The 15368-nt window shown below is 63.5% G+C and carries 10 protein-coding genes; 7 read left to right on the forward strand and 3 right to left on the reverse strand.

What is annotated here, in order from left to right:
- Positions 1–314: 314 nt before the first annotated feature.
- The gene (locus tag AC0IYS_RS15730) at positions 315–3401 is read left to right on the forward strand and encodes a TonB-dependent receptor (protein ID WP_471706027.1); all 3087 of its coding nucleotides are present in this window, start codon (positions 315–317) and stop codon (positions 3399–3401) included.
- A gap of 32 nt (positions 3402–3433) precedes the next feature.
- Positions 3434–5092, forward strand: coding sequence for a glycoside hydrolase family 43 protein (locus tag AC0IYS_RS15735; RefSeq protein WP_471706028.1), 1659 nt, complete (start codon positions 3434–3436; stop codon positions 5090–5092).
- A gap of 43 nt (positions 5093–5135) precedes the next feature.
- Here the strand turns inward: AC0IYS_RS15735 and AC0IYS_RS15740 are convergent, their stop codons facing one another.
- Positions 5136–6071 carry a DNA-binding protein gene (locus AC0IYS_RS15740; protein ID WP_471706029.1) on the reverse strand — a complete coding sequence of 312 codons (936 nt, stop codon included), beginning with the start codon at positions 6069–6071 and terminating at the stop codon, positions 5136–5138.
- A gap of 196 nt (positions 6072–6267) precedes the next feature.
- On the opposite strand from AC0IYS_RS15740, the gene AC0IYS_RS15745 reads away from it, so the two are divergent.
- Complete coding sequence (locus AC0IYS_RS15745; protein WP_471706030.1) at positions 6268–6666, forward strand: ACT domain-containing protein; 399 nt, start codon at positions 6268–6270, stop codon at positions 6664–6666.
- Between the two features lie 5 nt (positions 6667–6671).
- Here the strand turns inward: AC0IYS_RS15745 and AC0IYS_RS15750 are convergent, their stop codons facing one another.
- Positions 6672–7301, reverse strand: coding sequence for an FxDxF family PEP-CTERM protein (locus AC0IYS_RS15750; RefSeq protein ID WP_471706031.1), 630 nt, complete (start codon positions 7299–7301; stop codon positions 6672–6674).
- A gap of 219 nt (positions 7302–7520) precedes the next feature.
- Here AC0IYS_RS15750 and kefC point away from each other — a divergent pair, with 219 nt between their 5' ends.
- Complete coding sequence (kefC, locus tag AC0IYS_RS15755) at positions 7521–9362, forward strand: glutathione-regulated potassium-efflux system protein KefC (protein WP_471706032.1); 1842 nt, start codon at positions 7521–7523, stop codon at positions 9360–9362.
- A 104-nt stretch (positions 9363–9466) separates the two neighbouring features.
- On the opposite strand, the gene AC0IYS_RS15760 is transcribed toward kefC, so the two are convergent.
- Complete coding sequence (locus AC0IYS_RS15760) at positions 9467–11749, reverse strand: putative bifunctional diguanylate cyclase/phosphodiesterase (RefSeq protein WP_471706033.1); 2283 nt, start codon at positions 11747–11749, stop codon at positions 9467–9469.
- 332 nt (positions 11750–12081) lie between these two features.
- Between AC0IYS_RS15760 and AC0IYS_RS15765 the strand changes: the two genes are divergently transcribed.
- The 3 genes from AC0IYS_RS15765 to AC0IYS_RS15775 all read left to right on the forward strand — a co-directional run bounded on the left by AC0IYS_RS15765 (position 12082) and on the right by AC0IYS_RS15775 (position 15366).
- Positions 12082–13002 carry a hypothetical protein gene (locus AC0IYS_RS15765; protein WP_471706034.1) on the forward strand — a complete coding sequence of 307 codons (921 nt, stop codon included), beginning with the start codon at positions 12082–12084 and terminating at the stop codon, positions 13000–13002.
- 32 nt (positions 13003–13034) lie between these two features.
- Entirely contained in the window at positions 13035–13526 is a 492-nt protein-coding gene (locus tag AC0IYS_RS15770; RefSeq protein ID WP_471706035.1) for a hypothetical protein, read from the forward strand.
- Positions 13527–13833: 307 nt separating this feature from the next.
- Positions 13834–15366 carry a CitMHS family transporter gene (locus AC0IYS_RS15775; protein WP_471706036.1) on the forward strand — a complete coding sequence of 511 codons (1533 nt, stop codon included), beginning with the start codon at positions 13834–13836 and terminating at the stop codon, positions 15364–15366.
- The last annotated feature ends 2 nt before the right edge of the window (positions 15367–15368 follow it).

Below are 15368 nucleotides of genomic sequence, written 5' to 3' on the forward strand. Positions count from 1 at the left end.
TCAAGTCTGTCATTCGGACACGGGTTCGACCGTAGAACGCTCTACTGTCCAGCTCCTGTCTGAATGACAGACTTGACCCCGGGGTTTATGGGGCCAAATGGTTACGCATATCAAACCGCGCTTCACACTTCGTTTCCGCACCGCATAACACAGACCGATACCCCGCCACGCCTTGTGTTGTTCAAAATGGTTGCGCTTATCAAATTTTGTTTGAAGTTGTTGACTTTGCTCAAGCCGCCTCCTAGACTTGGCGCTGTCGTGCTAAAAAAATACAGGAAAAGCACGCCAGGTACCGATAAAACAGGAGACCAGCAATGAATCAACGAACGACCGCCAGCCGGCGCGCCGCGCTTGGGCTGACCGTCATGGCCAGCATGATCGCCCAGGCCTACGCCCAGCAAACCGCCCCAGCCCCCGCCGCGGAAACCACCGCCACCACGCCCGCTGCCACCGCGGAGGCGCCGATCACCAGCGTCCAGGTCACCGGTTACCGCAACAGCTTGCTGTCCTCGGCCCGCGACAAGAAGGAATCCGTCGGCTTCCAGGATTCGATCAACGCCGAAGATTTTGGTAAATTCCCGGACAAAAACCTGGCCGAGTCGCTCAGCCGCGTTCCTGGCGTCGGCGTGTCGCGCGACGTCACCGGCGAGGGCATGACCATCCAGATCCGTGGCCTGGGTTCGTCGTTCACCAAGATTCTGCTGAATAATTCCCCGATCGCCGTGGCCTCCTCCGGCCCGATTGATGGCGCTAACACGAACCGCGAAGTCGATCTGGACCTGCTGCCGACCGACCTGTTCACCAAGCTCACCGTCAGCAAGAGCCCGACCGCCGGCCAGATCGAGGGCGGCGCCGCCGGTGTCGTCAACCTGCGCAGCGCGCGGCCGTTCGACAAGGAAGGCAAACAGCTTTCCATGGGCCTGACGGGCACCAAGCAGCAGATCGCCGACAAGGCCGGCATGCGCGGCAATATCATCGGCAGCAACACCTGGGACGGCAAGTTCGGTCTCCTGGGCGGTATCTCTTTCTCGCGCCAGCAGGCCCGCACCACCGGCTTCGAGACCGTGGGCTGGACCAATCCCAACCTGACCGCGTCGCAGAGCAGCTCGCCGTCCCGCAACAACACCGGCGGCGGCAACTGGACCATCCCGGCGACCGTACCGGCCGGCGCCGGCAACGGCCTGGTGGCGGGCACGCCGATCGACCAGGCGTTCCTGCTGGCGCACAATCCGGGCCTGACCATCGGCCAAATTGATAACGCCATCATTCCGCGCCTCGGCCGCACCATGGAGTACTACGGCACCAAGGACAAGATCTCGGGCGTGCTCGCGGCCGAATACCGTCCGACTCAAGACCTGCACTTCTATCTGGACACCATGTACAGCAAGAAGGACGACGACATGACGCGCAACGGCTACACGTGGGCCGTGCGTAACAATGGCGCCATCCCGCTGAACATGACGGTCGACAAGACGGACTGCACCAACGGTTGCACGGTGACTTCCGGTACCTTCGCCAACTCGCTCAACTTTATCGAGTTTGGCCCGCGCAAAGACAAGGTCGACCTGCTGGGCATCAACCCGGGCATGGAATGGAAGATCACGCCGAAGCTGTCGCTCGACGTCGCCGGTAACTGGAACCGCAGCCGCTTCACGCACGAGGCGCCGACGGTCATGCCGATCACCGCGCCCAACAGCGGCAACACGATCACCTACTCGAACGGTGGCGGCGTGCCGTCCATCGTCTCGAACATGGACTTGAACAATCCGGCCAACTACCAGTGGGTCGGCGGCCGCGTCAACGTGCAGAACGAGTTGCGCGAGACCGAGACCAAGGGTTTCCACACCAACCTGGCCTGGGGCGACAAGAAGCTGACCGTCAAGGGCGGCTTCGCCTGGGATGACATCGACCGCACCATCCGTGGCCAGGACAACTCCGCCGCCTGGCAGGCTGCCGTCTGCGGCAACAATCCGTCGGTGTTCCTGCAAGGCCCGAACGGCGCGCCGCCATGCAACGGCGCCAGCACCCCGGGCGCCAGCGCCGCCGGCCTGTATCCAGGTTACGGCACCGGCTACACGGCCGGCCAGACCGCGCCCCTCACCTACCAGGGTTCGCTGATCACCAACGCGGCGCTGCCGGGCTATCTGACGCCCGGCCAGTACGGCAACCTGGCGCTGGACTGGGATCGCTTCCGCCAAGATTCCAAGTATGACTACTTCAACAGCACCGCGCCGGACACGGGCGCCTCGTCGACCGGCGCCAGCGCCGGCTACATCCGGGAGAAGTCGAAGGCGGTCTACCTGGAAGCGAGCGGCGAATTGGCGCCAGCCGGCTTCAACACCCGCTGGAACGTGGGCGTGCGCTACGTGCGTACCCAGCAGCAGGTCGGTTCGCGCAATTCGTTCAGCGATCCGCGCAACGCCACCTTGCCGCTGAACGGCAGCAAGTATCCGAACATCGATTCTTGGGTCTACCAGGATTCGGAATACAGCAACACGCTGCCGTCGGGTACCATCGCCGTTGACGTAATGAAGGACGTGGTGGTGCGCGCCGCGCTGTCGCGCAGCATGACGCGCGTGAATCCGAATTCGCTGCGTCCGGGCGTTAACTTCTCCGGCGTGTCGGCGGACACCGGCACTCAGGGCAATCCGAACCTGAAGCCTTACCTGTCGGATAACATCGACCTGGGCATCGACTGGTACACCGGCCGCGAGGGCTATGTCTCGGTTACCGGCTTCCAGAAGCGTGTCAACGGCTTTACCATCGACGAGAACGTCACCCTGCCATTCTCCGCGCTGGCACAGTACGGCATCAACTACGGCACCCTGATTCCGACCCAGCAGCTGGCGATCGATTCGCGCGGCGGCCCTGACGTCGCCACCGTCGTGATGACCCGTCCACGCAACGCCGAGGGCATCCTGCGCATCCGCGGCCTGGAAGTGGGCTGGGTCCAGCCGCTCGACAAGCTGCTGCCGATCAAGGGCTTCGGTTTCAACGAAACGCTGACCCTGATCAACCAGAAGGCCAGCGGCGAAGGCTCGAACGGTTTCATCGCACTGGGCGTGCCGAAGAAAACCAACAACTTCGGCGTCTACTACGAGAACCACGGCTACATGGCGCGCTTCATGCACACCTACTCGCAGGGCAGCCAGGTGGCGACGGCGAACCAGAGCGGCATCACCCAGGCGGCGCTGTTCAGCGACACCTACAAGCAGTGGGACTTCTCGTCGAGCATCGAGCTCGACCAGGTGTTCGACCGCGAGGGCCTGCCGATGATCACCTTCGACATCGTCAACCTGAACAAGGCCAAGCGTCGCGGTTACTTCCAGTTCCCGAACGCCACGATGTCCCAGTATGATCCGGGCCGTACCTTCGCCGTCGGTCTGCGCATGAAGTTCTAACGCAGCCAGTGCCGCACTTTTAGGGTTAATTCATGAATCAAAAAATCTTACTTGTCGCGGCACTGTGCGCGGTGTCGGGGGCTCAGGCCGCCGACACCGCCGCGAGCGCGCGCTTCGAGCGCTTCAGCTACGCGGGCAAGTCGCAGGAGCAGGCCAAGCCGCGCGCCGGCGAATTCCTCAATCCCATCCTGTCGGGCTATTTCCCCGACCCGTCGATTGCCCGCGTGGGTGACGACTACTATATCGTCAACTCCTCGTTCACCAATTTCCCCGGTTTGCCGATCATGCATTCCAGGGATCTGGTCACGTGGACGCAAATCGGCAACGCGCTGGACCGCCCCGAGCAGGTCGATTTCACCGGCGTGCGCGGTTCGCAGGGTATTTATGCGCCGGACATCTCGTTCCACAACGGCCGCTACCATATCATCACCACCTGTTCCAGCTGCCCAGGCGGCATGGGCAACTTCGTCATCACGGCGGACAAGCCGTCCGGGCCGTGGTCCAAACCGGTCACCATCAAAGGTTTGAACGGCATCGACCCGTCGATCTTCTGGGACGGCGACAAGGCCTACGTCGTCCATAACGACGCGCCCGTCGGGACGCCGCGCTACGACGGCCACCGCGCCATCTGGATCACCGAGATCGACCCGACCAGCTTCCAGCGCATCGGCACGCCGAAGGTGCTGATCGACGGCGGCGTGGTGCCGGCCAAGAATCCGATCTGGATCGAAGGCCCGCATTTGCTGAAGAAGGACGGCTACTATTATTTGATGTGCGCCGAAGGCGGGACCGGGGACAACCACTCCGAAGTGATCCTGCGTTCCAAGGACGTCATGGGGCCGTATGTGCCCGGCCCTTCCAACCCCATCCTGACCCAGCGCGACCTGGATCCCGCGCGGGCCAATCCGGTCACCACCACCGGCCACGCCAAGCTGGTGCAGACCCAGCAAGGCGACTGGTGGGCCGTTTTCCTGGCCACCCGCCCCTATCCCGGCAATTTCTACAATATCGGCCGCGAAACCTTCCTGCTGCCGGTGACGTGGAAAGACGGCTGGCCGATGATACTCGAACAAGGCAAGCCGGTGCCGTACACGCTGGCCAAGCCTAAGCTGGCGGCCCAGCCGGCGCCCGCGTTGCCGATGAATGGCGATTTCAGCTACGTCGATGAATTCGACAAGCCGCTTTCCGCCGCCTGGATCGGCATGCGCACGCCGCGCAGCCAGCTCTACAAGATCGACAAGGGCGACCTGGTGCTGCAATCCGGCCAGCCGCTGGGCAAGCTTGAAGGCGTGCCAGGCTTTATCGGCCGACGCCAGCAACACCACGACGCCACAGTCTCCACCGTGGTCGACTACGCGCCACGGCACGACGGCGACCGCGCCGGCCTGGTCGCCATCCAGAACGACGCCAACTATCTGTTCATGGGCGTGACGCAGACGGCCGGCCGCCGCATGGTTGCGCTGTACAAATACGAGGATGGCAAGGAAACCTTGCTGGAATCCGCACCGGTCACGGACAAGCGCGTCGAGCTGATCATGGAGATGCGCGGTGGCCGTTCGGCTTACAGCTACCGCAGCGGCGGCCAGGTCAAGGCGCTCAAGAAGGACGTCGATGTGACATTCCTGTCCACGCAAAAAGCCAAGGGCTTTGTCGGCGTCATCATCGGCCCCTATGTTCAAGCGGCTGAATAAGCTTTTAGGGGTGACCGCTTCTTGCCGGCAGCTACTCGGAAGGTTATTGAGCTTTAGTCTTTGAACCCGCCGTCATTTTGTCGAGATAGGCCTGCATCTGCTCGCCTATCTGGTCCTGTGCCTCAGCCTTGGCATTCGCCTGCGCGAGTAACAGCTCAAATTCGCGTGCCTTTGCCTTGGCAGGTTCCAGTTGCGCCTCGGCGGCCTTCAATTGCTCGCTCAGCACCTCGGCTTCCGCCATCTTGCTGACAAGCTGGCGCTCGAGATCGCCGGTGTGCACATGGGCTGCCTGAAGCTGTTCGATTTTCTGTTCCAGCTTGCGGCCGTTTGTCAGCTGCTCGTAAAGCGACTGCTTTGTGTGGGAGAGCTCCAGCACCAGGCGCGCGCCCTCTTGGTTGAGCTTGCTGATTTCGTCCTGCTTGCCCCGCACAGCCAGTTGCTGCTGGCGCACCTCTATCTTGGTTTGCTCCAGACGGTCCTTTAAGTCGGTGACCTGCTGTCCGGCCGTATGGCGCGCGACGGTTTCGGCCTGCAAAGCGGCACGCGTCTTGGCGTGGCCGGTCATTTCGCTCAGCAGGCGTGTCTCAAGACTGTCATTGGCCTGTCGCGCGGCCTGCAGGTCCCTCTCCAGCTGCTGGATGGCTTGCGCATGGACTTCCTCCTTGGCGCGGAACTCATCGTTCAACTGCTCGATCCGCACCTCGGCTTCTTCGGTAAGCCGTGCGGCCAGGCGTTCGACAAGGTCCTGCAGCGCTGCGCTGATTGAGGCCTTGTGGCCGCCGTGGTCGCCCTCTTCCTCGTCAAGCTCCTTGAGGTACTTGTGGATGGTGGTCTTGGAGCCTGTATTGCCGAGCGCAATTCGAACGGCGTCCACCGACGGGTACTGTGACTGCGCGATTAAGCCGTCCCGCGCCCTTTTCACGTCCAATTTTTCCAGTCCCGCTCTCGCCATGCTCTCCCCGAATTGATAGTGTAACATATTACATACCACGTATTATGTACTATCTCTGGCTGATCAGGGAACTATTTTGGGAGGTGGCTCAAGTCAACAACCCTTGCTTGGCGCATGGTGGATGGTGCCATTAGCGGGGTGAATGGGCGGTGAAAATTATTGACTGGACGGCCGGGCGGCATCGCCCTATCGTGACGCCATCATTTTGAGGCCAGGAACCCACATGCATCAGATCACGCTAGAGCAAGACCCGCACCCCTACGCCGTCAGCCGTCTCGGGCCCGATCAGGCGATCCCAGCCTGGGCCGACGGCGACGGCTTCGTCACCATCAGCCGCTCGCGACACGAGCTATCCATTGTGTGCCGGTCCGGGCGTGTGCCGGCCGGCGTACAGTCGGAACAGGATTGGGTATGCTGGCGGTTTGTCGGCCCGTTCGCCTTCGGCGCCACCGGCATCGTGTTGTCGGTGATCGAGCCGCTGTCGCGCGGCGGCATCGGCATATTCGTGGTGTCGACCTTCGACGGCGATCACTTGCTGGTGCAGCGCGGCGACCTCGAACGGGCCGTGCCGCTGCTGGTCGCCGCCGGCCACCGCCTGGCCGATTTCAATCCGGCACCGTAAAAAGGTCAGCCCTCGGCGCGCGCGCGGCGGCGGGCCACCATGCCCAGCATGCCCAGTCCGGCGAGCAACATCCCATAGGTCGCCGGTTCCGGCACGGCCGTGACATTGATGTTGGCGTTCGGCGCGAAGTCCGCCAGCCGGCCGAGTCCGGCGACGTTGGTGTCGATCGACCACACGGTCCAGGTGTAGTCCTTGAACGCCAGGCCGTTCGATGGCAACAACGATGCCGATACGGTGGCGAAAATCCGGTTGCCGGCGATTTGCTCGGTGATCGGCGTCGCACCGACGCCGGCCGTGCCGTTGGCGCGCAAGGTCACCGTGCGGTTGAACACCGCGCCCGGCAGGCCGACCGACGTGAACGGCGCGACGGTGGTGCCGCCGGCGTCCAGGCCGAAGACGTAAGCGGCACCGTTGACGCCGGCGATCGCGCCCGCCGCCGTGGTGCTGAACACGAACTCATTGGTGGCGGCGTTGAAGCTGACGTCGGCCGACAGCACGTCGAAGGCGGCATCGCGGCTGCCGGTGTAGCCTGCCAGGAAATCGCCGGACACATCGGTCACCGCGTGGGCGTTGGCGGAAAGGGCCAGGGCGGCCACGGCGGCCACGGCCAAAGTCTTGCGTAACAGCTTATTCATTGTTGTCATCCTTATCGTTGTGGGAGGCGCCGGTCGGCTGCCGTACCGTACATTCCCGAGAACTTGGGAAGAGTTCAATAAACTTGTCACTTTTTTACGGATGCCGCCCTTCCCTCCCCATTCAGGTGGTGGACGCCACGGTCCGCCGGATGAGATACTGGCAAGCTCGTTGCAAGCTCGACAATCAGCGCCGGCAGCGGCGCGCATCAATGGACCCCTATGGCACACGGCTTTCTCTTACACATGGTGTTTTATCTGGTGGCGGCCGTCGTGCTGGTGCCGCTGGCCAAGCGGGCCGGCATGGGCGCGGTGCTCGGCTATCTGGCCGCCGGCGCCCTCATCGGCCCGTGGGGCCTGTCGCTGATCGGTAACGTCGAGGACGTGCTGAGCGTGTCCGAGTTCGGCGTGGTGCTGATGCTGTTCCTGATCGGCCTCGAGCTGGAGCCGAAAAAGCTGTGGTCGCTGCGCCGGCCCATCTTCGGCTGGGGTGGCGTGCAGGTGCTCATCGTCAGCGCCGCGCTCACGGCGGCGGCCATGGCGTTCGGCGTCGACTGGAAAATCGCGCTGGTCGCCGGCCTCGGCATGTCGCTATCGTCGACCGCCATCGTGCTGGCCACCCTGGGCGAGCGCAAGCTGATGCCCAGCCCGGCCGGCTCGGCCAGCTTTTCCATCTTGCTGTTCCAGGACATCGCGGCGATCCCGATGATCGCGCTGGTGCCGTTGCTGGCCGGTGTGGCCGCCGAGCATGCCAGCGGCGGCTGGATGCGCGCCGTCAAGCTGGTGGCGGTGCTGCTGACCCTGGTCGCCTTCGGCCGCTGCCTGGTCAATCCGGTGATGCGCTTCCTGGCGCGCACCGGCCTGCGCGAGCTGTTTACGGCCTTCGCGCTGCTGCTGGTGATCGGCATCTGCCTGCTGATGGAATCGGTCGGGCTGTCGCTGGCGCTGGGCACCTTCACCGCCGGCGTGCTGCTGGCCGACTCGGAATACCGCCATCAACTCGTCAGCGACCTGGAACCGTTCAAGGGGCTGCTGCTGGGCCTGTTCTTCATGGCGGTCGGCATGTCGGCCGACTTCGGCGTGCTGCTGGCCCATCCGTTGCTGGTGGTGGGGCTGACCTGCGGGCTGTTATTGCTCAAGGGCGGCCTGCTGTACGGCATGTCCTTCTGGTTCGACATTCCGCGCGGCCAGCGCCTGTTCTTCGCGCTGCTGATGTCGCAGGGCGGCGAATTCGCCTTCGTGGTGTTCGGCACGGCCGTCGAGGCCAGGGTGCTGGCACCGGAGACCTCGGCCATGCTGGTGATGGTGGTGACCTTGTCGATGGTGGCCACGCCGCTGTTGCTGCTGCTGTACGACAAGCTGGCGGCGCCGCGCCTGCGCACGGCGAAAAAGAAGCGCGAGGCCGACAAGATCACGGTCGAGCATCCGGTCATCATCGCCGGTTTCGGGCGTTTCGGCCAGATCATCGGCCGTTTGCTCTCGGCCAACCGCCTCGGCGTGACGGTGCTCGATCACGATCCCGACCAGATCGAGTTGCTGCGCAAATTCGGCTACGAGGTATTTTACGGCGACGCCACCCGCATCGACTTGCTGGAGGCGGCCGGCATCGGCAAGGCCACCACCCTGGTGATCGCGATCGACAACGTCGACGACAGCCTGGCGCTGGTCGACGCCGTGCGCGAGCGCTACCCCGCGCTGACGATCCTGGCCCGGGCGCGCAACGTCAGCCACTACTACGAACTGCTCGACCGTGGCGTCACGTTGATCGAGCGCGAAACCTTCGAAGCGTCGCTGCAGCTGGGCGCCAAGGTGTTGCAGCAGCTCGGCTTCGCCGCCGAGCGCGCCGAGCACGCCGCCCGCACCTTCCGCACGCACAACCTCAAGATGCTGATGGAAGTGTATCCGCACCAGCAAGACCAGGACGAAATGGTCTCGCTCACGCGCAAGGGCCGGCTGGAGCTGGAGGAGATGTTCGCCGGCGACGCCGCCGCCTTCAAAAACGCCGAAAACCATCCGGGGTCAGGTCCACCAATTCTACACGAGCCCGACGCTGGCAAGCCCTAGGGCCGAGCTCGTGTAGAAATGGCGGACCTGACCCCGGAGTTGCTTTAGTTGACGGCTGCGCTGGCGATCGCGTGCTCGACCAGGTTAAAGACCGGCACGGTTACTCAAAGCAGAACGGTGGGCGGCGGCTCGGCCTCGGACGGGACGGCGAACAGCGGCAGCGCCGCCGCGCCGACCGGCCGCGAGATATGGTATCCCTGCAAGTAATGACAGCCCATGGCTTCGAGCGCGCGCGCCTGGCCCGCCGTCTCCACGCCCTCGGCCACTAGTTGCAGGCCCAGGCTGTGGCCCATGGCGATGATGGTGGCCACCAGCGCGTTGCTGCGCGGACTGTCGACCATGTCGGTGACGAAGGCGCGGTCGATCTTGAGCGTGTTGATCTGGAATTGCGTCAGGTAGCTGAGCGACGAGTAACCGGTGCCGAAATCGTCGAGCGACAGGCTGACACCCAACTCGCGCAACCTGCCCAGCGCCACCCTAACCTGCGCGCCGTCGCTGATGAGCACGCGCTCGGTCAACTCGAGCTCCAGCCGCCCGGGCGCCAGGCCGTTGGCCGACAAGGCGCGCTCGACCATGCCGAAAAACGCCGGGTCCAGCAACTGCCGCGCGGACACGTTGATGCTGACCACTAGTTCCGGCAGGCTGTCGCGCCAGCCCGCCAGCTGGCGGCAGGCCTCGTCGAGCACCCAGGCGCCCAATTCGATGATCAGGCCGCTGTCCTCGGCCACCGGAATGAAGCGGTCCGGCGCGACCGTGCCCAGCGAGGCGCTGTGCCAGCGCAGCAGCGCCTCGACCTTGTCCATGCGGCCGCTGGCGGCGTTGGTGATCGGCTGGTACGCAAGGCTGAGCTCACCGGCCAGGATGGCGCCGCGCAGCGCGCCGTCGATCACCAGCGCGTCGCGCGTGTACGCGCTCATGGCCGCATCGAAGAAGCGCAGCTCGCCCCGGCCGGACTGCTTGACGTCGTGCATGGCGATGTCGGCGTTGCGGGTCAGCGTGTCGGCGTCGTCGCCGTCGGCCGGAAAGCACGCGACGCCGATGCTGGCCGAGACCGTGATCAGTTGCGGCGACAGCTGGAAGCCGCCGCCCAGCGCGCGCAGAATGTGCCGCCCGCGCGCCGCCGCCGCGCCGGCGACGTCGGCCTTCCGCACTCCCTGCAACACCACGACGAACTCGTCGCCCCCGAAGCGGGCCAGCAGATCGCCGCCGCGCGCCAGATCGCGCAGCAGATGCGCCATCTGGCTCAGCAACTGGTCGCCGGCTGCATGGCCGAAGCAATCGTTGACCCGCTTGAACTTGTCGATGTCGATGAACAGCACCGCGCAGGCGTTGCCGCCGGCGCGCGCCTGCGACAGCGCCGCGGCCAGCCGCACCGACAGGCCGTGCCGGTTCAGCAAGCCGGTCACGCTGTCATAGTTGGCGGCGCGCTGCAGCAAGTCGTCGTTCTTCTTGCGCTCGGTGATGTCCATCACCAACATCATGCAATGGAGCTGGCCGCGCTCGTAATGCGGCGATGCGATCACCTCGAGCGGCAGCTCGCGCCCGGCGCCGTCGGTGATGAGCGCCGTTTCGACGTGGGGATAGCGCGCGGCGGCGGCGAAACGTTGGAAGTGGGCGGCAACGTGCCGGCGGCTGACGGACGGCAGCCAATCGACGACACGCGTGCCGAGCAGTTGCTTGACGCCTGGGGCGCCGAGCAGGCTGGCGCTGCTTTCGTTGGCCGAGTGGATGCGGCCGTCGCTGTCGAGCACCAGGAAACCCTTGCTCAGGCTGTCGATCGCGTGGGTGTAGCGCTGCTGCACCTTTTCCTGCACCGCATGGATCAGGCACAACATCGAGCTCGCCTTGACCAGGAAGGACCAGAGGAACCAGAATTCGAACACCGCCGGCACCAGGTCCATGCCGTTTGCAAGGTTGAACACGCCGCGCGCCACCATGATCAGGCCCAGCAACCGGTATTGGTTGCGCTTTCCCGCCAGACGCCAGCCGACCCAGAGGAAGGTCAGGCCGTAGGTGTAGGCGGTGATGGTCTCGACCGATCGCTCCAGCGTAGTCCACGCCGCATAGACGGCGCAGCCGAACAGCACGAACGACAACGCGGCGACACGCACATGGCGGCGTTTGAGGTTACCAAGGAAAAACTCGGTACCGGCCCAGTATCCGGCCACGGCGACGGTGAGCGTGACGGCCGCGAGCGCGTGCCGCGGCCAGTCCGGCGGCCCCATGTACCAAAAAAGGCTGCCAGCGGTCATCGCCAGTTGGCCCGCCGCCCAAGCGATCGCATGCTTTTCGTCGCTATGACGCCACCACAGGAACACCAGCACCGCGCACAAAATAAGATCGGCGCCGAGCGAAAACAGGATATAGGTGTGGGGCGATACATTCATAAATAAGCAATATGCCTTAGCACCGGGTATTAATCAATGCCGAAGCGCCATAGCCCGACGACCTCGGGCATTTAAGCCTCCCCTATCGCACGCTTCGCCTGCGATCTCCCACAAGCGTGGGCGCTCGCGCGCCCGGCGATCAGCCCCAGACTTGGTACGAATATAATGTTTACAAAAAGATATGTCGGGGATATACTTTTTTTGCGTCAACAATCCCAAGCCGGAAGCCAGCGATCGACGCATTCAGGATAGTAATGACCATAGCCGTATTTTTGGTGAAATGCTGATTCACAGACTGATCTTGCAACTCCATCCCACAAATAGGAAAAATAATGGCATCAACACTTTCTCAAAGCTTCAAACCGCTGCGCGTCGCGGCCGCCGTCCTCGCCTGCGGTGTCGCGCTACAGGCCTCGGCGGCGCACAGTTACACGGACAAACTGGTCGCCGGTGAAAGCCTGCAGGCCAACGAATTCCTGAAGCCGGTTGACAACAACCTGGTCAATCTGGTGCAGCAAGGCGACGGCAACCTGGTGCTGTACCGCCTGACGGACGGCGCGGCCCTGTGGCATGCCAACAGCTATAACCATCCCGGCGCCGTGACCGTGATGCAAGGCGACGGCAACCTGGTCATCTACGGCACGAATCCGGGCGAGGCGCTGTTCAACACCGGCACCTGGAACAACCCCGGCGCCTACCTGCAGTTGCTGTCGAACGGCAACCTGGTAGTCAAATCGGCCAACAACACCGTGCTATGGGCGAGTAACACCACAATCCAGCCCGCCCCGACCTACTCGACGCCGTCGTATCAGCCAGCCTTCTGGAACGATGGCAGCAACATCCAGCGCAATAACAACTGCTACAACTACGCCAACAACAAGCGCACGGACACCTTTGCCCAGCCTGGCCGCGCGCATGGCGTGACCGGCTATGCCATGACCAGCCAGGCCTTGTACAACGCCGCCGTCGCGGACGGCCTGGTGCCGACCACCAGCGCGGGCACTTCGCCCGACGGCAAAACCAAAATCGCGCTGGTGGTCGCGCCGGGCATTGACTACCATTGGTATCGCCAGGACGCGGACGGCCGCTGGACCCACAAGCCCGGCCAAACCCGCGCGACCAACGTCGACAATAGCGGCGTCACGATCTTCAATCCGGAAACGGCGAATCGCGGCATGTACACCTCGTTCGTGGGCTATTTCTTCACGCCGTCGAACGCGGTCGAAGGCCAGGGCAAAGCGGACATCCGCTAATCCGATCACCCACTTAAAATAGGACATTCCATATGAAGCAATCCTCTATCAAGCACGCGCTCCTGGTGGCCGGTACATTTTGCGTTCTGGCCGGCGCGCAAGCGGGAGAAATCGTGAAGTCGCTGAACGTCGAACTGCTGGTCTTCTCCGGTCGCCCCAACCCAACCTTCGTGGTCACCGACCCGGCCCAGATCAAGGAGATCCTCGCCTTGGCGAAGAATCTGCCGCAGAAAAAAAGCGCGGCCCTCGGCGAGGAGAACCAACCGGAACCCAAGCTGGGTTACCAGGGTTTCGTCGTGACCAACAATTCGGACATCTCGTCCGATGTCAAGTCGTTCGTCGTGCACGGTTCCGAGGTCCGCCTGGCGTTGGTCACGGGGAGCAAGCAAGCCGGCAAGTCGAGCCTCGTGCGTGCCGAAGGCATCGATTCCGACGCCCGGCTGGAAAACAAGCTGCTCGCGCATGTGAAGAACCACGGCGTGGTGGATGAAAAAGTGCTTGAGTTTATCGAAAGCTCCAAATAAGCCTTGGCCGTTCGGGAGAGCGCCGCAACCCGGCGCTCTCTCCTGCTGTCGGCGTCGGCCGACAACCCATCTCCAGGTCAAATGCCGGCCCCTCCCCTCCGCACTCCGCCGCGCTGAGAAAAAATCAACCCCGTCAATGCCGCGGCCCCGGGCAGTTTTTACCGCGAAGCCGACCGCACGATAGGCCATTGAAAGTCAATTGAAAGCTTGGGCCAATTATAGTATTCGCATAACTTATGCAGCTTATGCATAAAAACTATAACGCCGGCAAGCCATCACGCCGGTGGATGATACTGAGGAGAATTAAATGTTGACCCTACTCGCCTACTCGATGGTCGTAGTCTTTATGTTTTTGATCATGACCAAGCGCCTGCCGGCGATGGTCGCGCTGATCCTGGTGCCGATCGGTTTCGGCCTGATCGGCGGCTTCGGCGGCGAGCTGGGCCCGATGATGCTCGCGGGCATCAAACAGCTGGCGCCCACCGGCGTCATGCTGATGTTCGCCATCCTTTACTTCGGCGTCATGATCGACGCCGGCCTGTTCGACCCGGTCGTGCGGCTCATCCTCAAACTGGTCAAGGGCGACCCGATGAAGATCGTGGTCGGCACCGCCGTGCTGACGATGATCGTCTCGCTCGACGGCGACGGCGCCACCACCTATATGATCACCGTCTCGGCCATGCTGCCGCTGTACCAGCGCCTGGGCATCAGCCGACTGGTCATGGCGTGCGTGATCATGCTGGCCGGCGGCGTGTTCAACATCCTGCCTTGGGGCGGCCCGACCGCCCGCGCCGCCAGCGCGCTGGGCGTCGAGGTCAGCGACATCTTCGTGCCGATGATTCCGGCCATGATCGCCGGCGTCTGCTGGGTGCTGTTCGTCGCCTATGTGCTCGGCCGCAAAGAGCGCAACCGTCTCGGCGTGGTCGAGATGCTGCCGTCGAAGGCCACCAAGGCCGTGGCGGCGGAAGTCGACGCCGTCGGCGTGCAGCCGGCCTACACCGGCGTCGCCCAGCTGCAGCAAGTGAACGCCGCCATGGGCATGCACGGGACGATGGGCGGCTCGGGCCAAATCGGCATCGCCGGCCGTCCGCGCAACGCCGCCGCCGATCAGGCCCCGGCGTTCGGCAAGGTGGTGCACCTGCACGGCGCGCCGACCACGGGCGCCGACAGCGGCGGCTCCGACGACGAGATCAACCTGACCGACCCGCAAACCGCGCGGCCTAAACTGATCTGGATTAACCTCGCGCTGACCCTGCTGCTGATGGGTATGCTGATCAAGGGCGTGCTGCCGCTGCCGGTGCTGTTCATGATCGCCTTCGCGATCGCCATCATGATTAACTATCCTAAGCTGGAAGACCAGAAGGAACGCCTGACGGCCCACGCGGCCAACGTGTTGCCGGTCGTGTCGCTGATCTTTGCCGCCGGTATCTTCGTCGGCATCCTGCAGGGCACCAAGATGGTCGACGCCATCGCCGCCAGCGTGATCACCGCCATTCCGACCTGGATGGGACCGTACCTGGCCATCGTCACCGGCATCCTGAGCATCCCGTTCACCTTCTTCATCTCGAACGACGCGTTCTACTTCGGCGTGGTGCCGATCCTGGCCAAGGCGGCCGCCGTGTATGGCATCACCGGCGCCGAAATCGGCCGCGCTTCCATCATCGGCCAGCCGGTCCACCTGCTCAGCCCGCTGGTCGCGTCGACCTATCTGCTGGTGGGGATGGCGAAAATCGAGTTCGGCGACCATCAGCGCTACACCTTGATGTGGGCCATCTCCGCCTCGCTGGTCATGCTCACCGCCGCGCTGGTGTGTGGTGTGATTCCTTTCATGGGCCGTTGAGC

The organism is Duganella sp. AC237, from assembly GCF_979254035.1.

Bases quoted from the DNA above. Each gene is read 5' to 3' on its own strand.
- AC0IYS_RS15730 (WP_471706027.1), top strand. From the start codon at position 315: ATGAATCAACGAACGACCGCCAGCCGGCGCGCCGCGCTTGGGCTGACC.
- AC0IYS_RS15735 (WP_471706028.1), top strand. From the start codon at position 3,434: ATGAATCAAAAAATCTTACTTGTCGCGGCACTGTGCGCGGTGTCGGGG.
- AC0IYS_RS15740 (WP_471706029.1), bottom strand. From the start codon at position 6,071: ATGTTACACTATCAATTCGGGGAGAGCATGGCGAGAGCGGGACTGGAA.
- AC0IYS_RS15745 (WP_471706030.1), top strand. From the start codon at position 6,268: ATGCATCAGATCACGCTAGAGCAAGACCCGCACCCCTACGCCGTCAGC.
- AC0IYS_RS15750 (WP_471706031.1), bottom strand. From the start codon at position 7,301: ATGAATAAGCTGTTACGCAAGACTTTGGCCGTGGCCGCCGTGGCCGCC.
- kefC (WP_471706032.1), top strand. From the start codon at position 7,521: ATGGCACACGGCTTTCTCTTACACATGGTGTTTTATCTGGTGGCGGCC.
- AC0IYS_RS15760 (WP_471706033.1), bottom strand. From the start codon at position 11,749: ATGAATGTATCGCCCCACACCTATATCCTGTTTTCGCTCGGCGCCGAT.
- AC0IYS_RS15765 (WP_471706034.1), top strand. From the start codon at position 12,082: ATGGCATCAACACTTTCTCAAAGCTTCAAACCGCTGCGCGTCGCGGCC.
- AC0IYS_RS15770 (WP_471706035.1), top strand. From the start codon at position 13,035: ATGAAGCAATCCTCTATCAAGCACGCGCTCCTGGTGGCCGGTACATTT.
- AC0IYS_RS15775 (WP_471706036.1), top strand. From the start codon at position 13,834: ATGTTGACCCTACTCGCCTACTCGATGGTCGTAGTCTTTATGTTTTTG.